Source organism: Tessaracoccus antarcticus, from assembly GCF_003688855.1.
Lineage (GTDB): Bacteria > Actinomycetota > Actinomycetes > Propionibacteriales > Propionibacteriaceae > Arachnia > Arachnia antarctica.
Map to the genome: position 1 here is coordinate 145675 of NZ_REFW01000003.1, position 23083 is coordinate 168757.

Genomic DNA, 23083 nt, shown 5'->3' on the forward strand with positions numbered 1-23083 from the left:
CGACACACCGCTGCCGGAGCATCCTGACAAGTCTCGTGGGCCTAGGATGCTACCCGGGCGCACGCGCGCCCCCATCGACTTTTCGGCCTTTCTCCAGGAGACCCCCATGTCCCAGCAGTACAACGCGCCCCAGCAGCCGGGCGGCTACCAGCCCAACTACCCCCAGGGCAGCCCCGACCAGATGCGCGGTCAGCAGCTGGCCCAGACGTCCATGATCCTCGGCATCATCTCGCTCTTCGCCGTGGGCATCATCCTGGGCCCGCTGGCCATCATCAAGGCCAAGCGCGCCGAGGAGCTGGGCGGCGACGCCAAGGTCGGCAAGATCACCGGCTGGATCGGCACTGTTCTGGGCGCCCTCTGGATCGTCGGGATCATCATCTACATCATCGCTTTCGTGTCGCTGATGGCTTCCGTGAACGCCTGATCGCAGGCACCGCGCCTTTCAGCGCCAGCAGACGGGCCGACCCCCTCCAGGGGTCGGCCCGTCTGTCATGCCCTGCCCGTCAGAAAAGAACGGTGGACAGGCGCCGGCGTGCCTTCAGCACGGTTGCGTCGGTGCGACCCACGACCTCGAAGAGTTCAAGGATCCGCAGGCGGATGATCTCCTTCTCGTCGGGACCCACCTCGGCCGCCAGCTGCAGAAGACGGTCAAAGGCCTGCTCCGTGGCGCCCTGGATGACCTCCAGGTCAGCGGCGTTGAGCTGCGCGGCCACGTCGTCGGGTCGGGCCGACGCAGCGGCCACCACGGCCGCAGGGTCGAACTCGGTGCTGCGCTGCAGCAGCCCGGCCTGCGCGCGACCGGCCACCACCTCGGGGTCGTGGGGTGTGGCCGCGAGCAACGTGTCGAACTCCCCGACGGCCAGCGCGTAGTCACCGGCCTGCAGGGCCGCGTCGGCTGCCTCGAAGCGGGGATCGACGGGGGCCTCCGCCGCCTCCTGCTCCCCCGTGGCGACAGCGGTGGCGCGGCCGGTGATGCCGTTGGCCACAGCCAGCTGCGCCACCTGATCGAGAACCGCAGCGATCTCCTCCCGTGATCGCGTGCCCTGGAACAGCGGCGCCAACTGGCCGCCAATGAGGGCCACGACCGTGGGGACGGCGGACACCTGCAGCGCCTGCGCGAGGCGGGGCTCGGCATCGACGTCGACGCGTGCCAGAAGGTACCGCCCCGCCCCTGCGTTCACGAGTTCCGCGAGCGCCTGCGACAGGGCGGGCCCTGAGGTGTCACGGGCCGAATGGAACTCCACGATCACGGGATGCTTCGTCGAGAGACTCGCGAGGTCCTGGAAGTCCGGTTCCCCCACCTCCACCACGTACCCGCCGGCGGTCGGGAGGGTCGGTGCTGCCAAGGAGGAGAGGTCCACGGCGCCCGGCCGCGAGAAGTTCGGATCAGTCATGGTCCCCATCTTGGCCGCCCGGGCCCGCTGCTTCAAACCCCCCACGCACCAAACTCTGTGCAGCGGGACCGGGGTGGTGGAAGGATGGGCGCATGGCTCACCCGCGCGCCGGAACTCCGGCACAAGAATCCGACCTCGTCGACGTCGACGCCCTCCTCGCGGCGTACCACGACCTGACGCCCGACCCGACGAATCCGGACCAGCAGGTGGTCTTCGGCACCTCCGGACATCGTGGCTCCAGTCTGGACACCGCGTTCAACGACCTCCATATCGCCGCCACCACCCAGGCCATCGTCGAGTACCGCGCCCAGCAGGGCACCGCCGGCCCGCTGTTCATCGGCAAGGACACCCACGCCCTCTCGGAACCCGCCTGGCGCACCGCCATCGAGGTCCTGGTCGCCAACGGGGTCGCTGTCCGCGCCGAGCGGGAGGATGAGTACACACCCACCCCGGCGGTGTCGCGCGCCATCATCCGCCACAACCGCGAGGCGGGTGGCCCCCACGCCGACGGCATCGTGGTGACGCCGTCCCACAACCCGCCGCGCGACGGCGGATTCAAGTACAACCCACCCACGGGAGGCCCGGCCGACACCGACGCCACCAGCTGGATCGCGGGCCGCGCCAACGCCCTCATGGCCGACCCGCGGGCCATCCGCCGCCGGTCCTACGAGGCCATCGCCGCCGACGTTGAGCGCTACGACTACAAGACCCCCTACTGCGCCGAGCTGACGAGTGTCCTTGACATCGACGCCATCGCGGCATCCGGTCTGCACATCGGTGCCGACCCACTGGGCGGCGCCTCCGTGCAGTACTGGGCACACCTGGCCGAGACCACCGGTATGGACCTGAGCGTCATCAACCCCACCGTGGATCCGACGTGGCGGTTCATGACGTTGGACACCGACGGCAAGATCCGCATGGACTGCTCCTCGCCCGACGCAATGGCCTCGCTGATCGCGAACCGCAGCAGCTTCGACATCTCCACTGGCAATGACGCGGACTCCGACCGCCACGGAATCGTCACTCCGGACGCCGGCCTCATGAACCCCAACGCGTTCCTGGCTGTGGCGATCCAGTACCTCTTCGGGCACCGGAGCCAGTGGTCAGCGGATGCGGGCATCGGCAAGACACTGGTGTCCTCGTCGCTGATCGACAGGGTGTCCGACAAGCTGGGGCGTCGCCTCGTGGAGGTACCCGTGGGATTCAAGTGGTTCGTCCCCGGACTGACGGAGGGTTCCCTCGGCTTCGGCGGCGAGGAGTCCGCAGGCGCCTCCTTCCTTGAGCATTCGGGACGGACGTGGACCACTGACAAGGACGGCATCCTCCTGGCCCTGCTGGCCAGCGAGATCCTCGCCGTCACCGGCACCTCACCCAGCCAGCACTATGCCGCGCTGGAGGCGGAGTTCGGCAAGTCCTACTACGCCCGCATCGACGCCGAGGCCAGCCGCGCGCAGAAGGCACGCCTGTCCAAGCTCGGCGCCAGCGACGTGAGCGCCACGGAACTGGCGGGGGAACCCATCACGTCCATCCTGACGGAGGCACCCGGCAATGGTGCAGCCATAGGTGGGGTGAAGGTGACCACGAACAGCGCGTGGTTCGCAGCCAGGCCCTCGGGCACGGAGGACAAGTACAAGATCTACGCCGAGTCCCTCAAGGATGCAGGGCACCTCGCGCAGGTGCAGGAGCAGGCCAAGGCACTCGTGGACCGCGCACTGGGCTGATCGTCGGTCCTCAGGGGGCGGGCCGGACCGGGTGGGGTACGTTGCCCCGCAGGCCCGCCCTCGAGATTGTGCGCTGGATGATGAGATCCCGCTCAGTGGGATCCCCCACGTAGCGGATGATTTTCAGGCCCTGGTCCTGCGCAGCAGACTCGAAGATGAAGTGCCCGTAGCCGCACAGCTGCCCCGCCAGGGTCTGCGTCATGGAGATGTCGAGGATCCGTGCCAGTGGAACCGTCGCCAGGTTCTGGTTGAAGATGCCGTGGATCCTGAACACCCGCATGTTGGTGATCACGAAGCGATCCATGTAGGCGACGTGGCACTTCCACATCGACACGACCAACAACACGAGACCAGCGGCCAGCGGCAACCAGAAGAAGTCCCCCGCCCAGACCATGCTGATGAACAGCGGAATGCTCAGCGACATGAGGACGTACCACCAGAAGGTGGCGGCCCAGTGCTTGTGCACCTCTTCCACCACGACCTCGCCCTCCTCGTCAATGAGGTGACGATGGGCGTCGGGTTCAAGCAGCCGGCTGATGAAGCCCACGGTGGCTCTGCCTATTCGACCAGGGTGGTGAAGAAGGTCCCGATGGACTCGAAGGCGCTGAAGAAGGTTTTGACCGCCTCAGCCGCCGCTTCGGGGCGTGTGAACAGGTAGAACACCACGAAGGCAGCAACCAACACGATGAGGATCTTCTTGATCCAGCCCATCCTCTGCCTCCTTGAAAAAGCGTTTGCGGCACGGCGCCACGTGACAGTCTGCCCGAAGGTTGGTCCGGGGTGCGCGGCAACGCGCCGGGAGCGCCCAACAATCCCACCCCGCACGGGGAGCTCCGGATGCCTTGTGGAATGCTGGGAGTCATGGACAACACTGATCTCTTCATCTGCATCGACCACGTCGGCCTCGCCGTCCCGGACCTGGACGAGGCCATCAAGTTCCACGCTGAGGTCTTCGGCTGGCGCGAACTCCATCGCGAGATCAACGAGGAGCAGGGCGTGGCCGAGGCCATGCTCGGCACCGGCGAACAGGGCGAGGAGAACGCGAAGATCCAGCTCCTGGCACCGCTGCGCGACGATTCCGCCATCGGCAAGTTCCTCGGCAAGAGCGGCCCCGGCATCCAGCAGCTGGCGTACCGCGTGCGCGACATCGACGAGGCCAGCCGGGTGCTGCGCGAGCGCGGCATGCGCCTGCTCTTCCCCGAGCCCAAGCGCGGCACCGCTGGCAGCCGCATCAACTTCGTGCACCCCAAGGACGCGCGTGGTGTGCTCCTGGAGCTCGTGGAGCCGGCAACGGACGCAGCCCACTGACGACTGCACCCACCCAACATCCGGGGGCAGGGCGACGCGTGTCGCCCTGCCCCCATTCTGGCGTCCCCAGACGATAGGCTCGATTGGCAGGCACGGCGACGGGACTGCTTCCGTAGAAGGGGACATTGGTGACGAATCCACGCGATGACTGGGACAGCGAAGACTCCTTGACGGGTCTCAACCTCTTCGACGAGAGGGCCTCGGCAGCCGGCAACTTCCCGCATTCCATGCTGGGCTACGACCGGCAGGCCGTCGACGGCTACGTCCGCGAGATGGAGCAGCAGGTCCTCCAACTGAAGGTGCAGATGCGGGAGCGCACCAAGGAAATGGCGCACGTCCGTGTCGAGTCCGGCACCACGGACTTCACGAGGCTGGGCGCACACGCCAAACAGCTGCTGCACGCCGCCGAGGAGCAGGCCGCTGAACTCGTCCGCCAGGGCGAGACCGAGGCGGACCGGATCCGCAACGAGGGGCGGCGCAGTGCCGCGGCACTGCGCGAGTCAGCCCAACGCGAGGCCGACGACGTCAGGATCAGCGGGCTCTCCGGACTACGAAAGCTCCGCCAGGAACAGGCGGAAGCCGGGGAGGCAGCCCTCGCCTCCGCGCGGGCGGATGCCCAACTGGCCGCGTCCGAGGCATCTGCCGCCGCGCAGCACATCCTCGACGAGGCGGCCGCACGGGCCAGGGCTCTGCAGGAGACGTCCATGGCGGAGGCAGCCAGTCGCCTCCAGTCCGCCGAGGTACGGGCCTCACAGGTGCTGCTGGAATCCCAGCAACAGGCCGAGAAGACGCTGGCGCAGGCTCTGGAGAGTGCGCGCGCCACCCAGCAGTCCATCACCGAGCAGTTGGCCGCAGCCACCGCGAACCATGAGCGCTCCACGGCGCTCCTGGCCGAGACGCGCGAGGAGGCCGCGCGGGTTCGCTCCCAGGCCGTGGCTGCCGCGGAGGAGACCCGCCTGGCTGCCACCCGCGAGGCTGAGGAGACGATGGCGGCGATGCGGTCACGCCTTCGCGAGGACGAGACACGGCTCGAGGAGCAGGTTGCGTGGCGCAAGGAACAACTGGAGCGCGAAATCGCCGCCCTGACGGCGCGGAGGATGGCCATGGTGGCGTCGATGCAGAACCTGCGGGGCATCGCCGACGAGGCGGTCCCGGAGGCCGAGGAGACCATGGTCATCACCCGCGGCGGTGAGGACGTCGGTGACGAATCCCGCTGAGCCCACTGGGTCCCCCCTCGGGAACGAGGGTGCGCCGGACGGCGCGATCAACGTGGCCGCGACCCTGTCACAGATCGACGAGACGGAGATGACGGGGGGCTCCGCTCGCGACCGACGTCGGCTCAAGCGGCTCGTCGGTCGCGTCTTCGGTGATGCGCGCCGGGGGGCGCAAACGCTGCTGACGCCCGTGCCCATCGAGCCCATCGCCCCCGTGCCGCCCACGGCGGTCAGCAGTGAATCAAAGTTGCTGAAACACTCACCCTTCGCCATGGGCTTCTATGGCGCCATCGGCGTTCTCGTGGCCCTGGGCCTGGCCTCGGCTGTCATGCAGGTTCAGAGCATCCTGATCCTCGTGGTGCTGGGACTGTTCCTGGCGCTCGGCCTGAGCCCCGTCGTGGACTTCCTGGCGCGCCGTCGGGTGCCTCGCGGCCTGGCGGTGTTCATCGTCACGGTGTCTGCGATCGGCATCATCGCGCTGGGTTTCACGGCCCTGGTCCCGATCCTCACCGAACAGGCCCAGTCGCTCGTCAGGAACCTGCCCGCCCTCCTCGACAACCTGCGACAGAACCGGCAGATCGCTGATTGGGACCAGGAGTTCAAGATCATCGACAGGGTGCGGTCGTTCCTCACCTCGGGCACGCTGCTGCAGAACCTCTTCGGCGGGATCTGGGGTGCGGGTCGCATCCTTGCCAACGTGGTCTTCTCCGTGATCATGACCCTGGTGCTGACCATCTACTTCCTGGCGTCCCTGCCCTCCATCAAGGAGATCATCTACCACCTGGCACCCGCCAGCCGTCGGCCGCGGGCACGGTACCTGGCCGATGAGATCTTCTCCGGCGTCTCCGGCTACATCACGGGGATGTTCTTCATCGTGACGGTGGCCTCGGTGGCCTCGTTCATCTACATGAACATCGCAGGGCTCGGGCAATACTCGCTGGCCCTGGCGTTCGTGGTGGCACTGTTCTGCTTCATCCCCATCATCGGCTCGTCGCTGGCCATGGTGGCGGTGGCAATCGTCGCCTTCGCCACCAGCCCGACGCTGGGCATCGTCACGATCATCTACTTCCTCGTCTACCAGCAGTTCGACGCCTACGTGCTGTACCCCAACATCCTGAAGCGCACCGTGAAGGTTCCCGGGGTTCTGGTGATCCTGTCCGCCATCATCGGCGGTGCGCTGCTGGGCATCATCGGCGCCGTCATCGCGATCCCCACCGCCGCGGCCATCCTGCTGCTCTACCGCGAGGTGGTGCAGCCGCACCTCGACGCCACCTAGCCACCCACACCCCGGTCAGCCAGTCCCGCAGGGCAATTCGCGGGATATCCCGTGGTCTTTGCTAGATTGGCTGGCGTGCGTTTGGTGATTGCGGAATGTCAGGTGGACTACGCGGGACGGTTGACGGCCCACCTGCCCATGTCAAAGCGTCTCATCATCGTGAAGGCGGACGGTTCCGTGTCGGTGCATGCCGACGACCGGGCCTACAAACCCCTCAACTGGATGAGCGCGCCGTGCCGGCTCGAGATCTCCGAGGCGGACGAGGAAGCCGCGGAGCTGGGTGTCACCCAGCTCTGGCAGGTGCGCTCCAAGGAGGGCGACACACTCGTGATCCGGATCGGCGAGGTGTTTCTCGACAGCGACCACACGTTCGGCGTGGACCCAGGGCTGCAGAAGGACGGCGTCGAGGCGCACCTCCAGGCCCTGCTGGCGGAGCACCCCTCCACCTTCGGCGCCGGCTGGCAACTCGTCAAGCGTGAGTACTACACGCCCATCGGACCCGTGGACCTGCTCCTGCGCGACCACACGGGCGGCCACGTGGCCGTGGAGGTGAAGCGGCGCGGCGACATCGACGGCGTGGAGCAACTGACCCGCTACCTCGACCTCATGAACAGGGACCCCCAGCTGGCCCCCGTGCGTGGTGTGTTCGCCGCCCAGCAGATCAAGCCCCAGGCCGCCACGCTGGCCGCGGACCGCGGCATCTCCTGCCGAGTCATCGACTACGACCTGCTGCGCGGCATGGACAACGCCGACGAAAGGCTCTTCTAGGAGATGCCCACCAGTCGCCGTCCCAGCAAACACCTGCGCGCCCCGCGCCCCCTCGACGCATCCCGACACGCCAGTTCGCGCAGCACCAGCGGTGGGCGCTTCCTCGTGCGCGACGTGCCCGCCGACCGAGCCAGCAAGCCCTACACCTGCCCCGGGTGCCACAACACCATCCCCGTCGGGATGGCCCACGTGGTGGCGTGGCCCGAGACGCCCGGCATGGGCTTCGACTCCGGCACGGAGCAGCGACGCCACTGGCACCGGCACTGCTGGCGGCTGATCGCATGAGCCTGCACCACATCGTCGTCGGCAAGGGCCCCGAGCGGATCGTCTTCATCCACGGCCTCTTCGGCCAGGGCAAGAACTTCACGAGCATCGCCACAGCCATCAGTGACGTCGCCACCAGTTGGCTGGTGGACCAGCCCAACCACGGCCGCTCGCCCTGGACCGTTGACTTCACACTGGACCAGCAGGCGGACCTGGTGGCCGACTGGCTGCGCGTCACGGTGCCCGGACCCGCCACCGTGGTGGGGCATTCGCTGGGGGGCAAGGTCGGGATGCGGCTCGCTCTGCGCCACCCTGAACTGGTGTCGCGCCTCATGGTGGTGGACACCGCCCCCACCCACAACGAGGCCACGTCCCACTTCGCGGACCTGGTCTCCGCCATGCGCAACCTCGACCTGGCCGCGGTCACGAGTCGCTCGGACGCCGACCGACGCCTCGCTGACGCCGTCCCCGATCCCGGGGTGCGCGGCTTCCTGCTGCAGAACCTGAAGCGCCGGGGCGGCCACTGGGCCTGGAATGCCAACCTCGACCTGTTGGGCGACAACCTGCACGTCGTCGCCGGCTGGCCCGCCGTGGACGCTTCGTGGGAGGGGCCAACGTGGTGGGTGGTGGGCGGACGCTCCGACTACGTGACGCCCGAGGACATGCCCGCCATGCGGCGGCTCTTCCCCCGCGTGGTGTCGGTGACGCTGAAGCGCGCCGGCCACTGGGTTCACGCGGACGAGCCTCAGGCATTCACCGAGATCCTGCGAAAGTTCCTCGCCTGACCTGTGACGAAGGGCCCCGGACGCCGTCAGAAGGGCAGTGACTGCTCCCCGGGCGCCACCACGAGCAACCCCACGATCCGCTGCTCGCCATCCAGCGCCAGTCGGCCGATCCACTCGCCGGCCTCGCACTGAAGCTCTGTGACCCCAATGCTCAGGCCGAGTACGGACTCATCGGGATGCAGCACCGTCTTGTCCCCCAGCTCGGCCCGGGTGTCGCGGCAGGCCACCAGATTGCCGGTCTCGGCCACCGCAGCCGCCCAGGTCCCCAGCAGCACCTCGCGCGTCAACGTCCTGGCCGCGCTCGCCGACATCAGCCCCGCGATGGCGTCGTGGTCCCCCGCGTCCAGCAGCGTGAAGACGCGCTCGGTGAGGGCAACAACGCTGCTCGCCGTCGTGGTGTTCCTCATGGCCACACCGGTCCGCGGGTCGTGGGGTCGCCCGAATCGTTTGAAGGCGGCCTGCCGGGTGACCCCCAGCGCCTCACCGATGTCGGCCCAGCTCTGCCCCTGCTCGCGCGCCTCATCCACGGAAGACTGCAGTGCGGCCCTCGCATTGTCGAGGCGCAACGCGGCCGCCAGCAGCCCCCGATTCGAACGCGGCACAACAACACTCAGGAATTCGTGCTCTTCCCGCGCCTGACCGCCGGGAAACCGAATGCCACCACGCCAACGGCGATGAAACCGGTGGCCCACATCACGGGGTTCTCGCCACCGAGCCGGAAGATGAGGTATCCCAGCGCCACGGAACCGAGAGCCGCCCAGGCGAACTGCGACGCAGGTACCGATCTGGCGGCGAAATTGGCGGGCCCCAGAAAGAGCATCACCCACAGGGAGAACGACAGCACTGCTCCGATGACGAAGCCCGGCCAGCCCACGTCGGTGAGCAGCCCCACGGCCACGGAGACTCCCACGACAACCGCCAGCACCCACGTCATGTTCACCATGGTGACCAGTGTGGTCGAGACGCGTGCCAGTGTCAACCATTGGTTGACGCTTGCCCGTGTCAGCCGAGTGTCACCGACGTGATGAGTGCCTCCGCGATGGGGCTCGTCTGGTCCTCCGCAGCCACACCCTGGGCGGCGATACCCCCGACCACGTCGATGCCCGCCTGGTCCATGGTGCCGAAGACGGTGTACTGCGGTGGCAGATCCGTGTCGGCATAGACGAGGAAGAACTGGGAGCCGTTGGTGTCGGGGCCGGCGTTGGCCATGGCCACGGTCCCTGCCGGGTACTTCATGGAGGCGTTGGTCTCGTCGGCGAACGAGTAGCCGGGGCCGCCCATGCCTGTTCCGGAGGGGTCCCCGCACTGCAACACGAAAATTCCCTGGTCGACGAGTCGGTGGCACGCGGTGTCGTCGAAGTATCCCTGCTGGGCCAGCGACTCGAACGAGTTCACGGTGCAGGGCGTCGTGGCCCGGTCCAGCGCGATCTCGATGTCCCCGGCCGTGAGGTGGATGGTGGCCGACGCCGCGCCGGCATTCTTCACGTCGGTGGTCGACGGCGGATCCACGGCCTTGGCGGGGTTGCCGTCGGCGGGATATTCACACGAGATGGCCTGCACGGCGTCGTCACCCGGGCCGGAGTCGTTTGCGTCGCCGCACGCCGCCATCAGCGACAGTGAGCCAGCGAGCAGGGGGACAAGGAGGATCTTCTTCACGGTACCCAGCCTCCCATGACGGAGCGCATGTGCGCATCCTCTGACCTCTGGGGCACCGACGAAGGCCGACGAGGGACCAATCCGGTGTGGGGGTCCGCTCCGAATACACGGCATGGCAACAACAGGTGAACAACGAGCGATGCCCAGTCGGGTCCTACGCGCGCTGGCCGGGTTCGTCTCGGCTGCGGTGGCGCTGGCGATGGGCCACGTCGTCGCGGCGCTGTTCAATCCGGCGGCTTCACCCGTCGTCGTGGTGGGATCGCAACTGGTGGATCTGTCCCCCACGCCCGTCAAGGAAGTGGCCGTGCGCTACCTGGGAACCGCGGACAAACCCGTCCTCATCGCGGCGGTCGCCGTGGTGGTGCTGATCGCGGGCGCACTTCTGGGGCTCCTTGCCTGGCAGCGTCCGCGGATTGCCAGCGTGGGGGTGGCGACCCTCGGATTGGTCGGAGCCGTGGTGGCACTGTTGCGACCCGGCTTCGGGGGGAGCGCGGTGGTGCCGTCGTTGGTGGCATCCGTCGTCGGGGTCGCAACGCTCATGGGGCTGGTGTGGTGGGCGAACACACCCACACCAGCACATCGCGCCGGGGTGTCAGTTGGCGGCGTCAGCCGTCGCCACCTCATGATCGGCACGGCGGCAGGTGCTGCCGTCGCCGCCCTCGCGCTGGGGGGTGCCGTCGTCATCGACCGGGTGAAGCAGGCCGGCGCTGCCGCTGCGCGCCGACTCGGACTGCCCACGCCGGCATCACCGGCCACACCCATCCCCGACGGAGCGCAGGTGCCCGGCAACACGCCCTTCACGACCAGCATCGAGGACTTCTATCGCGTCGACATAGCGTTGACCACACCGTCCTATTCGACTGAGGGGTGGTCCCTCACCCTGGATGGTGACGTGGAGAACCCCATGACGATCAGCTACGACGAGCTCATGGAGATGCCGATGATCGAACGTGACATCACCATGACATGCGTCTCCAATGAGGTGGGCGGCCCCTACGTCGGCACGGCTCGGTGGTTGGGCGTCCCGTTCTCGGATCTGCTGCCCAAGCTCGGAGTCAAGCCCGGGGTGGACCAACTCTTTTCCTACTCGATGGATTCGGGTTACACCTGCTCCACACCCTTCCAGGCCGTCTCGGATGGCCGCGACGCCATGATCGTCGTGGGGATGAATGGGGAGGTTCTGCCGAACAAGAACGGATTCCCGGCACGGATGCTGGTGCCCGGCCTGTTCGGATTCGTCTCGGCCACCAAGTGGCTGAACCGCATCGAGTTCACCACCTACGACAAGAGGAAGGCCTACTGGAGCGAGCGCGGCTGGGCCACCGACGCCGACGTGAGAACGCAGGCCCGCATCGACGTGCCGGAATCACTGGGCACCATCACCAAGGACAAGCCGGTTCTTGCCGGTGTCGCATGGGCTCAGCATCGCGGGATCGAGAAGGTGGAGATCCGGATCGACGGTGGCGAATGGATCGAGACCACGCTTGCGGACGACGCCGGCATCGACCTCTGGCGACAGTGGAGCCACGTCTACGACGGCCCCCCCGGCGGTCACACGGCCGAGGTCCGCGCCACCGATCTGGACGGCAACACCCAACCCGAGGAACGCCAGCCGGTTTTTCCCTCCGGCGCCACGGGCTGGCACCTGATCCGCTTCACCTCGGCGTAGAGCCCCACGCACGTGAACTCCTGGAGAATCGACCCATCGACGCCTTGGCGTGGGTGGGTCGATCGCTGCACTCCGGGGACAACCCCACAAGAAGAATCGGATTTTTCTCACACAATCCAATCCAACCCCCGCACGGCTCCGAATACCCAGTGAGAGGTAGCTCGAATGGGTTGCCGCAACCGGGGACCAGCCTCGCATCGATCAAGGAGAACCATCATGAATCGCACCAAGAACTTCGCGGCCATCGGCGCTGCTGTCCTGTTCTCCATCAGCCTCGCAGCGTGCTCGAGCGCCGAGCCTGCAGCAACGACCAGTGCCACTTCCACCGCCCCCATGACGAGCCCCATGGAAAGCCCCATGGAGAGCCCCATGGCGAGCCCCATGGAGAGCATGGACGCCATGAACGCCGACGCTCCCTTCGGCCCGGGCTGCTCGGCGGTGCCGGCAGACGGTGCCGGCTCCTTCGACGGCATGAGCAAGGATCCGGTCGCCACGGCCGCCAGCAACAACGAGGACCTCAGCACGCTCGTGACCGCCGTCAAGGCGGCCGACCTGGTTGACACCCTCAACAACAAGGAGGACATCACCGTCTTCGCCCCGTCCAACTCCGCGTTCGCGGCCATGGACCAGACCACCCTGGAAGCGGCCCTGGCCGACCCGTCCGGTCTGCTCACCACAGTGCTGACCGCACACGTCGTCGACAAGCGCATCGCGCCTGCAGACCTCCCGGGTGTCTTCGACACCCTGAACGGCACCGAGAAGATCACGGTGGAGGGCTCCGGCGAGGACTTCACCGTCAACGGCACCGCCAAGATCGTCTGCGGCAACGTGCAGACCTCCAACGCCACCGTCTACATCATCGACGGCGTGCTCCTGCCCCAGGGCTGACCCCGCAGTGGTTCACCGTCCACCAGCGACGGGCACACCACGCGGCGCACGATGCAGGGCGAGGACACCGATTCGTCGGTGTCCTCGCCCTGTGTCGTGTTCGGCGTCCAAGCCACTAGATTGGAGTCCATGGTGAACCTGACCCGCATCTACACGCGCACTGGCGACGCCGGCCGCACCCGTCTGGCCGACAACTCCGAAACCGACAAGACCGACCTCAGGGTGGAGGCCTACGGCACCGTCGACGAGACCAACTCGACCATCGCGGTGGCGGTCGCGCTCGGCGGGCTGCCGGAGCGCGTGACGGAAATGCTGTCCCTCATCCGCAACGAGCTCTTCGACGTGGGGGCGGACCTCGCAACCCCGCTGCAGGAGAACCCGGAGTGGCCACCGCTGCGGATCGAGCAGTCCTCCATCGACCGCCTCGAGAAGTGGTGCGACGAGCTGTCCGACCCGCTGCCGAACCTGCGCTCGTTCATCCTGCCGGGCGGTTCCCCCTCGGGAGCCCAACTGCACGTTGCCCGCACCGTGTGCCGCCGCGCCGAGCGCGTGGCGTGGCGCGTTGTGGAAGTGCACGGCACGGAGACCTCGCAGGACCGTGGTACCGGCGGCGTGAACATGCTCGCTGTCACGTACCTGAACCGTCTCAGCGACCTGTTGTTCATCATGAGCCGGACCACCAACGGCACCGAGGGTGATGTGTTGTGGGTGCCCGGGACAGACCGCGAGAAGCCCGCCAAGAACTCCTGAGTGGCCGCGAGCACAAAAAAACCCGGGCCCCCAGGGGTTCCGGGTGTTGCTGTGACTCAGAGCGGTGAATCGGCGCTTGCCGGGATGTAGTGGCTGCCCGGCGGCGCGGACTCCAACCAGGTGATGAGACCCATCGTGGTGTCGTCGTCCATGGCCAGGCAGTGCTCGCGGGACGTCACGCGCTCACGCACCAGGATGACGCGCGAGTCCTCGAACAGGACCACTTGCTCCAGCCCGCTGGCGGGCCGTTGGTGGACGTAGGTGGTTGTGCCACGCTGGAGCGAGACGCTGGGGCGCAACCCCAGGGAGAACGCCCGGAACCACTCCAGACGGTCCTCCCGGTACCGGGCCAGGCCAAGCACCCACCCGCTGCCGGGCACGCCGTCGGCCACCCGGTACGCGCAATCAAAAAGGCCGCCCTGGCCTGTGAGCCAGCGGCGGCGTGCATACAACCCGACGAAGGGCATGGCGACGATCCCCGTCACACACATGACGACGATCGCGACGTCCCAACCCATGGAACAAGAAGATACCTGAGAAAACCCTGAAACAGGTATGCCAGATGGTCGGCGGACCGACCATCTGGCACAACTGTTATCTAATCGTTGTGATTGACGCCACTGATCAGGCTGGTTGCTCGTTCTGCACCTTTTCACCGGCACGAATCTGGGCATCCAGAATGTTCATGTGGTGCGTCTGTTCGCCGGTGAGGTTTTCCTTGTCACCCAGGGAGCGCAGCTCGGCCATCTCCCTGTACGCCAGATCCAGCGTGACCTCTTCACCCATGATTGCCTTCTGGCTGAGGATCCACACGTGGTTCTGTGCCACCGAGATGAACCCGCCATCAACGGCCAGGGTCTCACTGCGGCCGTCCGAGGTGATGATGTCCACCACGCACGGGATGAGGGCAGCCATCAGCGGCTCATGGCCGGGCAGGATGCCGATGTCACCCTCGGTGGTGCGGGCGATGACGGTGACCACGTCACCAGCCCACACCTGGCGGTCGGCCGCGACCACCTCCACCTTCAGCGGGGGACGATCCATGTCAGCGTTCCTTGTTCATCTTGTCCCATGCCGCGTGGACGTCCTCCATGGAGCCGATGTTGAAGAACGCCTGCTCCGCGATGTGGTCCACGTCACCGCGGCAGATCATCTGGAAGCCCTCGATGGTGTCGGCCAGCGGCACCGTCGAGCCCGGCACGTTCGTGAACTTCTCAGCCGTGTAGGTGTTCTGGCTGAGGAACTGCTGGATGCGGCGTGCCCGGTTCACCATGATCTTGTCCTCCTCGGACAACTCATCGATACCGAGGATGGCGATGATGTCCTGCAGTTCCTTGTTGCGCTGAAGGATCTGCTTGACGCGCACTGCCGTGTCGTAGTGCGGCTGGCCGATGTACTGGGCATCCAGGATGCGGCTCGAGGAGCTGAGCGGGTCCACGGCCGGGTAGAGACCACGCGACGCAATCTCGCGGGACAACTCGGTGGTGGCATCCAGGTGGGCGAACGTGGTGGCGGGAGCCGGGTCCGTGTAGTCATCAGCCGGCACGTAGATGGCCTGCATCGACGTGATGGAGTGACCACGGGTGGAGGTGATCCGCTCCTGCAGCTGCCCCATCTCGTCGGCCAGCGTGGGCTGGTACCCCACGGCCGAGGGCATGCGGCCCAGCAGGGTGGAGACCTCGGAGCCGGCCTGGGTGAACCGGAAGATGTTGTCGATGAAGAGCAACACGTCCTGGTTCTGCACGTCGCGGAAGTACTCCGCCATCGTCAGGGCCGACAGCGCCACGCGCAGACGGGTGCCCGGGGGCTCATCCATCTGGCCGAAGACGAGTGCCGTGTCCTTGAGGACGCCTGCCTCATCCATCTCCATGATGAGGTCGTTGCCCTCACGGGTGCGCTCCCCCACACCGGCGAACACCGAGGTGCCACCGAAGTTGTTGGCGATGCGGTAGATCATCTCCTGGATGAGGACGGTCTTGCCGACACCGGCGCCACCGAACAGGCCGATCTTTCCACCCTTGACGTAGGGCGTCAGGAGGTCCAGAACCTTGATGCCGGTCTCGAGCATCTCGGTGCGGGGCTCCAAGGCATCAAACTTGGGGGGATCGCGGTGGATGGGCCAGCGTTCCGTGATCTCGATGGAGGCCGGGTCCACGTTCAGCACGTCACCGGTCACGTTCCAGACGTGACCCTTGGTGACGTCGCCCACAGGCACGGTGATGGGTGATCCCGTGTCGCGCACCTCGGCACCGCGGCGCATGCCGTCGGTGGGCTTCAGGGCGATGGCGCGCACCAGGTTGTCGCCGATGTGGAGCGCGACTTCCATGGTCATGGTCCGCTTGTCGCCCATCACGTCGGTCTCCACGCGAAGGGCGTTGCCGATCTCGGGGATCTGGTCGGCCGCGAACTCCACGTCCACGACGGGGCCGATGACCCGGGCAACCCGGCCGATCCCGCCGGTAGCGGCAACGGGGCTCGCATCTGCAGTGGCAGTCATGTCTTTCCTCATTCGTTTCCGGCTGATTCGGAGAGCGCCGCGGCGCCACCGACGATTTCTGAGATTTCTTGGGTGATCTCGGCCTGACGAGCCTGGTTGGCCTCGCGTGTCAGACGTTCGATCAGGTCCTGCGCGTTGTCGGTGGCCGACTTCATGGCCCGCTGGCGGCTGGCCAGCTCCGACGCGCTGGACTGCAGGAGTGCCGTGTAGATCCGGTTCGCCACGTACATGGGCAGCAACTGGTCCAGGACCATGGCGGCGTTCGGCTCAAAGGTGTAGAACGGGATGACCTCACCATTGACGGGGGCCTCCTCGCTGTCCTCCACCACGAGAGGCAGGAGACGGACGGCCACCGCCTGCTGGGTCAGCATGGAGACGAAGCGGGTGCTGACGACGTGGATCTGGTCCACGCCCCCCTCCTCGAATGGACGCAGGAAGCGCTCGATGAGCACGTCACTGATGTCCTTGGCGTTCGAGTACAGCGGCGCGTCGGAGAAGCCGGTCCAGCTCTGCTCCACGTGGCGTTGACGGAAGTCGAAGTACGACACGCCCTTGGTGCCGGTGATGTACTGCACGCACTCCTGGCCCTCTTCCTTGACCAGCGTGGCGTGCAGTTGTTCCGCAGCCTTGATGACGTTGGTCGAGTACGCGCCCGCCAGTCCACGGTCGCCCGTGATGAGCAGCATCGCCGAGCGACGCGCTGGCTGTCGGTCCTCCAGCAGCGGGTGGTCGACCCTCGCATGGGTCGCCAGGGCGGAGACGGCATGCGTCAGCGCCCGGGTGTAGGGCATGGCAGACCTCGCCGCCTGCTGCGCCTTGATGATGCGCGACGCGGCGATGAGTTCCATGGCGCGGGTGATCTTCTTCGTCGTCGAGACCGAACGTCGACGCTCCCGGAGCTCCCGCAGGCTGCTAGCCATGAGTCATCAACCCCGCTTCTGGCGGACGATGGTCTCCTGGCCGATCTCGTCCTCATCCATGGGCTCGTGCTCCTCGGTGTCGGCGGGGGTGTTGCCCTCGGACGTCCGGAAGATGGTTTTGAAGTCCTCGAGCGCGGAGACGGTGGCTTCCTTGTCGTCGTCGCTGAAGAGTTTCGTGGAGGCGATGTTCTGCAGCACGTTGCCGCTGTGCCGCAGGTGCTCCAGGAACTCCTGCTCGAAGCGCAGCACGTCCACGACAGGTATGTCATCGAAGTGGCCCGTGTTGCCAGCCCACACGCTGATGACCTGGTCCTCGATGGGGTACGGCGCGTACTGGCCCTGCCGCAGCAGCTCCACGAGGCGCGCGCCACGATCCAGCTGGCGGCGCGACGTGGGGTCCAGGTCGGAGGCGAACATGGCGAAGGCCTGCATGTCGCGGTACTGGGCAAGGTTGATCTTCAGCGAACCGGAGACGCCCTTCATGGCCTTGATCTGAGCCGCACCGCCCACGCGGGACACCGAAATGCCGACATCGATGGCAGGACGCTGGTTCGCGTTGAACAGGTCCGACTGCAGGAAGATCTGCCCGTCAGTGATCGAGATGACGTTCGTGGGGATGTAGGCCGAGACGTCGTTGGCCTTGGTCTCGATGATGGGCAGGCCCGTCATCGACCCCGCACCCAGTGCGTCGGACAGCTTTGCACAACGCTCCAGCAACCGGGAGTGGAGGTAGAACACGTCACCGGGGTAGGCCTCGCGGCCCGGCGGACGACGCAGCAGCAGCGACATGGCGCGGTACGCCTCGGCCTGCTTGGTCAGGTCGTCGAACACGATGAGGACATGCTTGCCCGCATACATCCAGTGCTGACCGATGGCCGAGCCGGAGTACGGGGCGATGTACTTGTACCCGGCCGGGTCGGAGGCCGGGGAGTGCACGATGGTGGTGTACTCCAGAGCACCGGCAGCCTCCAGGGTGCTGCGCACCTCGGCGATGGTGGAGCCCTTCTGGCCGATGGCCACGTAGATGCAGCGCACCTGCAGCTTCTCGTCGCCGGACTCCCAGTTGGCCTTCTGGTTGATGATGGTGTCGATCGCGATGGCGGTCTTGCCCGTCTTGCGGTCACCGATGATCAGCTGACGCTGGCCACGGCCGATCGGGGTCATGGCGTCGATGGCCTTGAGCCCCGTCTGCAGCGGCTCGCGGACTTCCTGGCGATCCATCACGCCCGCGGCCTGGAGCTCCAGGGCGCGACGGCCATCGATGCCGTCGATCTCACCCAGTCCGTCGATGGGGTTGCCGATGGCATCCACGACTCGCCCGAGGTACCCGTCGCCCACCGGCACGGAGAGGACTTCGCCCGTGCCGTGCACAACGGAACCCTCGTTGATGCCGTCGGAGTTGCCGAGCACCACGACGCCGATCTCGCGCTCGTCGAGGTTCAGGGCGATGCCCATGGTCCCGTTCTCGAAGCGCAGCAGCTCGTTGGCCATGCACGAGGGCAGGCCCTCGACGCGGGCGATCCCGTCGCCGGAGGTCAGGACGGTGCCCACCTCGGTACGGGTGGCAGCCGCCGGCTGGTAGGACTGGACGAAGTCGTCCAGCGCGTCCCGGATCTCATCGGGACTGATGGTGAGTTCAGCCATGGGGGTCCTACTTTCGCTTAATGGGTGGTGAGGAGCCGACGGGCATCATCCAGCCGCCCGGCAATGGTTGATTCGATGATGTGGTCGCCGAGCTGGACGTCCATGCCACCCAGCACCGCAGGATCGATCTCGACCTGCAGCGAGATGGGTCCGCCCACGGTCGCCTCGAGCGCTCTGCGCAGCCGCTCGGTGCGTTCCGCGTCCAGGGGACGGGCAACAGTGACCTTCGCGATCTGCTGGGCGGACAGTCTGGCCGCCACGTCGAGGTAGGAGGCCACCGTCAGCGGGAGCGTGCGCACCCGTGCAGCAGCCGCCCGCGCCAGCAGCCTGGCGCTGACGGGGTGCACGCGGTCGGCGGTGAGCCGGGCCACGAGCGCCCGACGGGCCTCCAGGGGGATGGTGCGATTGCGCAGCGAGTCCGACAGATCCGCGTTGCCGTCAACGACGACCGAGAATCCGTGCAGATCCTTTTGCACCTGCTCCAGGTCCCCGGAGCTGCGGGCCTGCCGCAGCAACGCCCGCACTCCCTGGGACTCCAGCGAGTTCAGCAGGCCTCGGCCACCTGAGAAGGGGGCGCGAGCCACCGCCGAGAGGACTTCCATGGCGCCTGGGCTGATGCGGCTGCTGAAGAGCCGGGTGGCGAGGGCATCCCGGTCCTCCGGTGATGCCGACGGGTCGGCCAGCGAGCGGCGCAGCGGTGCCTCGGATTCAAGAAGGTCGACGACGGCGAACAGCTCGTCGGCGGCCCCGGCATCCACCGACAGGGCGTCGGTCTTCGCGTCGAGGGCGTGAAGTGCTGCGTCGCGTGCCTTCATCGCGCCGACTCGAGTTCGGCCAGGAACCGATCAACCGTGCGGTTGGCACGCTCGTCGTCGGTGAGTGACTCGCCGACAATCTTGCCTGCCAGCGTGGTGGCCAGACCGCCCACCTCGCTGCGCAACTGCGTCAGGAGCTGAGAACGCTCCGCCTCCAGCTGTGCATGCCCCGATTCCAGAATGCGGGCGGACTCCGTGGAGGCCTTGTCGCGAGCTTCGGCAACGATCTGGGCGCCGGCGTTCTTGGCGTCCTCCCTGATGCGTGCCGCTTCTTCGCGGGCGGAGGCGAGCTGGTCCTTGTACTCGGCCAGTGCTGCCGCGGCCTTGGCCTCGGCGGCGGCCGCGCGTTGCAGACCGCCCTCGATCCGCGACGAGCGCTCGTCATACATCTTTTCGAAGGCGGGAACAATAGCCTTCCACATCACCAGGAAGACCAGCAGCATCAAAACGATGCCGACGATGACCTCCGACAGGTGTTCGGGGGCAAGAGGGCCGAGATTGATCTCTTGCAGCACCCCGATGACGGGGACAGTCATCCGGATCAGATGACGAAGGCGAGGGCGATGGCAATGATGGCCAGGGCCTCAACGACGGCGAAGCCGATGAAGGCGGTGCTCATCATGGCGCCACGGGCCTCAGGCTGGCGGGCGGTGCCATTGATGACGGATGCAAAGATCCATGCAACGCCCAGGGCTGGGCCGATGGTTGCGATGGCGTAGCCGAGCATGTTCAGCGAGCCTTGAATTTCCAACAAGTACATTGCTTACCTTTCGGATGGCTTCTCTCCCGGGGAGGAAGTCGTTGGTGATTAGTGCGCCTCGGAGATGGAGGTCGACACGTACTGGGCGGTCAGGACGGTGAAGATGTAGGCCTGCAGGGCCCCGATGAACAGCTCCAGGAACAGGATCGCGAAGCTGAAGATGACGGAGACACCACCGGCGACGTTGTAGCCGATGTTGTTCTCATAGGTGAGCAGGAACGAGCCCCCGACCACGAACACCGCCACGACGAGGTGACCGGCGAACATGTTGGCGAACAAACGCAGCGCCAGCGTGATGGGCCGAGTGATGAACGTGGACAGAAATTCCAGGGGAATGATGAGGGGCAGGAGGTACCACGGAACACCCTCGGGGATGAGTGAGCGCTTCAGGAAACCGAAGCCAAACTTCTTGAAGCCGGCACCCACGTAGATGCACCACGACAGGAGTGCGAGTCCGTAGGCGTAGCCGACATTGGAGAACGTCGGGAACATGAAGAAGAAGAACTCACCGAACCAGTTGTTGATGAGGACGAATGAGAAGAGCCCGAGCAGGTAGGGCAGGAACTTCTTGTACTCGTGGTGCAGGATGTCCCGCGCGATGCCGTTGCGGACGAACTCGTAGACGTACTCGGCCAGGAACTGGCCCTTCGTGGGCTTGACCTTCAGGTTCCGCGACGCCCACCACCACAGCAAAATCACGAGCAGGGCGCCGATCACGGCCTGCAGCAGGGGCTTGTTCAGCCATTCGGGCGCACCTGCGAAGGCGGGGCCGAACTTGAAGTCGTCCACGCCGGGCGGCGTGTAACCGCCGCCCTCCAGCGGAAGAAGTCCTGGGTTCACTCAAGTCTCCCGTATCTCATGATGATCAAGTAGGTGCTGGTGGCGAGACCCAGGATGAGTCCCACCGGCAGCATCCACCCGGCGTGAAAGTAGTGGTCCCCGAGCCAGCCGAGACCCCCGTAGAGGATCTGACCCGCCAGGATATAGCTGAGCACAACCATGCCATCGTCGGTACTACCGCCTCGTGGTGGCGGCCGTGTCCCCTCGGGCGGCGGTGTCGTGACCATGTTCGTGGGTGAGCCTAGCGGAAAAGTCCGGCTCGATCACTTCGGCAGTCGCTCCGCTGGGGCGACATACTCGATGTCATAGATGGGAACCCGCTGGCGGCTCGCCACCAACACCACCCCACCCACCCAGGCGACGACGGTGCCGGTGACGGCCAGCATCAGCCAGCCCGGTTCGATACTGGGCTTCACGGCGGGGTGCCCCAGGAGGAACCACATGCCAGCCCCGATCCCCACCACCCGCACGGCGTAGGACGCGAGTGCGAGCCCCAGGCCCTGCACGGGGTCAAGCTCGCACGCCACCACCTCGATGGCCTGGCCTATGGAGAAGAAGATCACCACGGCGGCGAAGCCCAGGGCGACGCTGATGGCAGCCGAACCCCCGGCAACCGCCAGCGCAACGCCGAAGATGCCCACACCCACAGCGTGGGCCAGGACGAGCCCGCCCACCATCATCTGGCGCGCCCTCTGCGCGGAGCCGGTCACGAGACGTGGGGGTCGGGGAGCTCTGTCAGACCTGGTCATCGTGTGGACCCGCTTTCATGAGGGAGGGATCGTCGGCCTCCGTGACGACTCCCGGTTCGGGCGTGGCGAGTGCGTCCACGGGCCGCAGCGGCCGCGTGGACCAGACGATGACGGCCACCAGCGCCAGCCCCACCACCCACACTGCGTAGGGCTCGTCGGAGAGTGTGATCACCACGAGGCCGACGGACAGCACGGCCGTCCACGCGTACATGAGCAGCACCGCGCCGCGATGTGAGTGGCCCCGTGCCACGAGACGGTGGTGGAGGTGCTGCTTGTCGGCCACAAACCAGTACTGGCCGTTGCGGGTGCGCCGGACATAGGCCAGCACGAGGTCCAGGAACGGCAGGGCGAGCGCGGCGAAGGGCAGCAGGATGGGCAGCAGGGCCGGCAGGATGTCGCCGGGCGCGCTCGGCAACGCGCTCGAGTCGAGGCCCGTGAAGGAGATGGCGCTCATGGCCATGAGCAGCCCCAGCAGCATGGCGCCGGAATCCCCCATGAACATCTTCGCGGGATGGAAGTTGTGGCCCAGGAACCCCAGGCAGACCCCGACGGTGGCCACGGTGATGAGGCTGGCGGTGGTGGCACGCACCAGCTCCTGCTCGTAGGCCAGCACATAGGAGTAGGCGAAGAAGGCACCTGAGCCGATGGCCACCACGCCGGCGGCCAGTCCGTCGAGACCATCCACGAAGTTGATGGCGTTCACGCACAGGGCGATGAAGAAGAAGGTGACGAGGATGCTGCTGGCGTCATCCAGGCCGACGATGCGATCAGGCAGCGGGATCCAGTAGATACGGACACCCTGCAGCACCGCCACCCCGGCCGCCAGCACCTGGCCGCCGAGTTTCACGAGTGCCGGCATGTCGTACTTGTCGTCGAGCACCCCGATGACGCAGATCACCAGACCCGCCCACAGCACGGCGGAGGCGTCGTGCGCCACGGAGGCGTGCCTTCCCAGGAACGGCAGTTGCAACGCCAGCCAGAACGCGACCGCGAGGCCGCCGAGCATCGCCACGCCGCCGTAGTACGGGATGGGCTCGGTGTGGACGTCGCGGGACCGCACGGTGGCCATGGCCCCGGTGCGGACGGCGATGGTGCGGCACAGCCCCGCCAGCAGGTACGTGGTGGTGGCGGCCACCAGCAGGACCAGCAGGTACTCACGCATGGG

At 66.7% G+C, this 23083-nt stretch carries 29 protein-coding genes; 11 read left to right on the forward strand and 18 right to left on the reverse strand.

Annotation, left to right across the window (positions count from 1 at the left end; all coding sequences use genetic code 11):
- The first annotated feature begins 106 nt into the window (after positions 1–106).
- Complete coding sequence (locus EAX62_RS11895; RefSeq protein WP_121901941.1) at positions 107–424, forward strand: DUF4190 domain-containing protein; 318 nt, start codon at positions 107–109, stop codon at positions 422–424.
- A gap of 79 nt (positions 425–503) precedes the next feature.
- Here EAX62_RS11895 and EAX62_RS11900 read toward each other — a convergent pair whose 3' ends face one another.
- Complete coding sequence (locus EAX62_RS11900; RefSeq protein ID WP_158600661.1) at positions 504–1394, reverse strand: tetratricopeptide repeat protein; 891 nt, start codon at positions 1392–1394, stop codon at positions 504–506.
- Positions 1395–1486: 92 nt separating this feature from the next.
- Between EAX62_RS11900 and pgm the strand changes: the two genes are divergently transcribed.
- The gene (pgm, locus tag EAX62_RS11905) at positions 1487–3115 is read left to right on the forward strand and encodes a phosphoglucomutase (alpha-D-glucose-1,6-bisphosphate-dependent) (RefSeq protein WP_121901943.1); all 1629 of its coding nucleotides are present in this window, start codon (positions 1487–1489) and stop codon (positions 3113–3115) included.
- A gap of 10 nt (positions 3116–3125) precedes the next feature.
- Here the strand turns inward: pgm and EAX62_RS11910 are convergent, their stop codons facing one another.
- Together EAX62_RS11910 and EAX62_RS16915 are read right to left on the reverse strand one after the other, a co-directional pair.
- Positions 3126–3662, reverse strand: coding sequence for a PH domain-containing protein (locus EAX62_RS11910; protein WP_121901944.1), 537 nt, complete (start codon positions 3660–3662; stop codon positions 3126–3128).
- A gap of 11 nt (positions 3663–3673) precedes the next feature.
- Positions 3674–3826: a hypothetical protein gene (locus EAX62_RS16915; protein WP_199711272.1), complete on the reverse strand. Its 153-nt coding sequence runs from the start codon at positions 3824–3826 to the stop codon at positions 3674–3676.
- 150 nt (positions 3827–3976) lie between these two features.
- On the opposite strand from EAX62_RS16915, the gene mce reads away from it, so the two are divergent.
- The 6 genes from mce to EAX62_RS11940 all read left to right on the forward strand — a co-directional run bounded on the left by mce (position 3977) and on the right by EAX62_RS11940 (position 8730).
- On the forward strand, positions 3977–4423 hold the full coding sequence (mce, locus tag EAX62_RS11915) for a methylmalonyl-CoA epimerase (RefSeq protein ID WP_233557919.1): 447 nt from the start codon (positions 3977–3979) through the stop codon (positions 4421–4423).
- Positions 4424–4551: 128 nt separating this feature from the next.
- Entirely contained in the window at positions 4552–5640 is a 1089-nt protein-coding gene (locus EAX62_RS11920) for a DivIVA domain-containing protein (RefSeq protein WP_121901946.1), read from the forward strand.
- Positions 5624–6913: an AI-2E family transporter gene (locus EAX62_RS11925; protein ID WP_233557920.1), complete on the forward strand. Its 1290-nt coding sequence runs from the start codon at positions 5624–5626 to the stop codon at positions 6911–6913. The genes EAX62_RS11920 and EAX62_RS11925 overlap by 17 nt, the downstream gene beginning before the upstream one ends.
- Positions 6914–6988: 75 nt before the next feature.
- Positions 6989–7681, forward strand: a complete 693-nt coding sequence (gene nucS / locus EAX62_RS11930; RefSeq protein WP_121901947.1) for an endonuclease NucS — start codon at positions 6989–6991, stop codon at positions 7679–7681.
- A 3-nt stretch (positions 7682–7684) separates the two neighbouring features.
- Positions 7685–7966 carry a hypothetical protein gene (locus EAX62_RS17170; RefSeq protein WP_121901948.1) on the forward strand — a complete coding sequence of 94 codons (282 nt, stop codon included), beginning with the start codon at positions 7685–7687 and terminating at the stop codon, positions 7964–7966.
- On the forward strand, positions 7963–8730 hold the full coding sequence (locus EAX62_RS11940; RefSeq protein WP_121901949.1) for an alpha/beta fold hydrolase: 768 nt from the start codon (positions 7963–7965) through the stop codon (positions 8728–8730). Before EAX62_RS17170 ends, EAX62_RS11940 begins: the two co-directional genes overlap by 4 nt.
- A 26-nt stretch (positions 8731–8756) precedes the next feature.
- Here EAX62_RS11940 and EAX62_RS11945 read toward each other — a convergent pair whose 3' ends face one another.
- The 3 genes from EAX62_RS11945 to EAX62_RS11955 are packed head-to-tail and all read right to left on the reverse strand — an operon-like array spanning position 8757 to position 10386.
- Positions 8757–9332, reverse strand: a complete 576-nt coding sequence (locus EAX62_RS11945; protein ID WP_121901950.1) for a hypothetical protein — start codon at positions 9330–9332, stop codon at positions 8757–8759.
- 8 nt (positions 9333–9340) lie between these two features.
- The gene (locus EAX62_RS11950) at positions 9341–9673 is read right to left on the reverse strand and encodes a hypothetical protein (RefSeq protein ID WP_147454099.1); all 333 of its coding nucleotides are present in this window, start codon (positions 9671–9673) and stop codon (positions 9341–9343) included.
- A 59-nt stretch (positions 9674–9732) separates the two neighbouring features.
- Entirely contained in the window at positions 9733–10386 is a 654-nt protein-coding gene (locus EAX62_RS11955) for a peptidylprolyl isomerase (protein WP_233557921.1), read from the reverse strand.
- A gap of 112 nt (positions 10387–10498) precedes the next feature.
- Between EAX62_RS11955 and EAX62_RS11960 the strand changes: the two genes are divergently transcribed.
- The 3 genes from EAX62_RS11960 to EAX62_RS11970 all read left to right on the forward strand — a co-directional run bounded on the left by EAX62_RS11960 (position 10499) and on the right by EAX62_RS11970 (position 13693).
- Complete coding sequence (locus EAX62_RS11960) at positions 10499–12055, forward strand: molybdopterin-dependent oxidoreductase (protein WP_199711273.1); 1557 nt, start codon at positions 10499–10501, stop codon at positions 12053–12055.
- Positions 12056–12271: 216 nt separating this feature from the next.
- On the forward strand, positions 12272–12943 hold the full coding sequence (locus tag EAX62_RS11965) for a fasciclin domain-containing protein (protein WP_121901953.1): 672 nt from the start codon (positions 12272–12274) through the stop codon (positions 12941–12943).
- 129 nt (positions 12944–13072) lie between these two features.
- A complete protein-coding gene (locus tag EAX62_RS11970) occupies positions 13073–13693 on the forward strand; it encodes a cob(I)yrinic acid a,c-diamide adenosyltransferase (protein WP_121901954.1) in 621 nt (206 codons plus the stop codon).
- Between the two features lie 56 nt (positions 13694–13749).
- Here the strand turns inward: EAX62_RS11970 and EAX62_RS11975 are convergent, their stop codons facing one another.
- The 12 genes from EAX62_RS11975 to EAX62_RS12025 all read right to left on the reverse strand — a co-directional run bounded on the left by EAX62_RS11975 (position 13750) and on the right by EAX62_RS12025 (position 23080).
- Positions 13750–14211, reverse strand: a complete 462-nt coding sequence (locus tag EAX62_RS11975) for a DUF2550 domain-containing protein (RefSeq protein ID WP_158600662.1) — start codon at positions 14209–14211, stop codon at positions 13750–13752.
- Positions 14212–14317: 106 nt separating this feature from the next.
- Positions 14318–14737: a F0F1 ATP synthase subunit epsilon gene (locus tag EAX62_RS11980; RefSeq protein WP_121901956.1), complete on the reverse strand. Its 420-nt coding sequence runs from the start codon at positions 14735–14737 to the stop codon at positions 14318–14320.
- Between the two features lies 1 nt (position 14738).
- Positions 14739–16190, reverse strand: a complete 1452-nt coding sequence (gene atpD, locus EAX62_RS11985; RefSeq protein ID WP_121901957.1) for a F0F1 ATP synthase subunit beta — start codon at positions 16188–16190, stop codon at positions 14739–14741.
- Between the two features lie 8 nt (positions 16191–16198).
- A complete protein-coding gene (locus EAX62_RS11990) occupies positions 16199–17110 on the reverse strand; it encodes a F0F1 ATP synthase subunit gamma (RefSeq protein ID WP_121901958.1) in 912 nt (303 codons plus the stop codon).
- Positions 17111–17116: 6 nt separating this feature from the next.
- The gene (atpA, locus tag EAX62_RS11995; RefSeq protein WP_121901959.1) at positions 17117–18754 is read right to left on the reverse strand and encodes a F0F1 ATP synthase subunit alpha; all 1638 of its coding nucleotides are present in this window, start codon (positions 18752–18754) and stop codon (positions 17117–17119) included.
- Between the two features lie 17 nt (positions 18755–18771).
- Positions 18772–19569, reverse strand: a complete 798-nt coding sequence (locus EAX62_RS12000) for a F0F1 ATP synthase subunit delta (protein ID WP_121901960.1) — start codon at positions 19567–19569, stop codon at positions 18772–18774.
- Positions 19566–20105 carry a F0F1 ATP synthase subunit B gene (locus EAX62_RS12005; protein WP_407703333.1) on the reverse strand — a complete coding sequence of 180 codons (540 nt, stop codon included), beginning with the start codon at positions 20103–20105 and terminating at the stop codon, positions 19566–19568. The genes EAX62_RS12000 and EAX62_RS12005 overlap by 4 nt, the downstream gene beginning before the upstream one ends.
- Before the next feature lie 5 nt (positions 20106–20110).
- A complete protein-coding gene (atpE, locus tag EAX62_RS12010) occupies positions 20111–20329 on the reverse strand; it encodes an ATP synthase F0 subunit C (protein ID WP_121901961.1) in 219 nt (72 codons plus the stop codon).
- A gap of 48 nt (positions 20330–20377) precedes the next feature.
- The gene (atpB, locus tag EAX62_RS12015; protein ID WP_121901962.1) at positions 20378–21169 is read right to left on the reverse strand and encodes a F0F1 ATP synthase subunit A; all 792 of its coding nucleotides are present in this window, start codon (positions 21167–21169) and stop codon (positions 20378–20380) included.
- Positions 21166–21330: a hypothetical protein gene (locus tag EAX62_RS16745; RefSeq protein ID WP_158600663.1), complete on the reverse strand. Its 165-nt coding sequence runs from the start codon at positions 21328–21330 to the stop codon at positions 21166–21168. Before EAX62_RS16745 ends, atpB begins: the two co-directional genes overlap by 4 nt.
- 102 nt (positions 21331–21432) lie before the next feature.
- Positions 21433–21918: a hypothetical protein gene (locus EAX62_RS12020; protein ID WP_147454100.1), complete on the reverse strand. Its 486-nt coding sequence runs from the start codon at positions 21916–21918 to the stop codon at positions 21433–21435.
- Positions 21905–23080 (reverse strand): MraY family glycosyltransferase, encoded by a 1176-nt coding sequence (locus EAX62_RS12025; RefSeq protein ID WP_121901964.1) that lies wholly within the window; start codon positions 23078–23080, stop codon positions 21905–21907. Before EAX62_RS12025 ends, EAX62_RS12020 begins: the two co-directional genes overlap by 14 nt.
- Positions 23081–23083 lie beyond the last annotated feature (3 nt).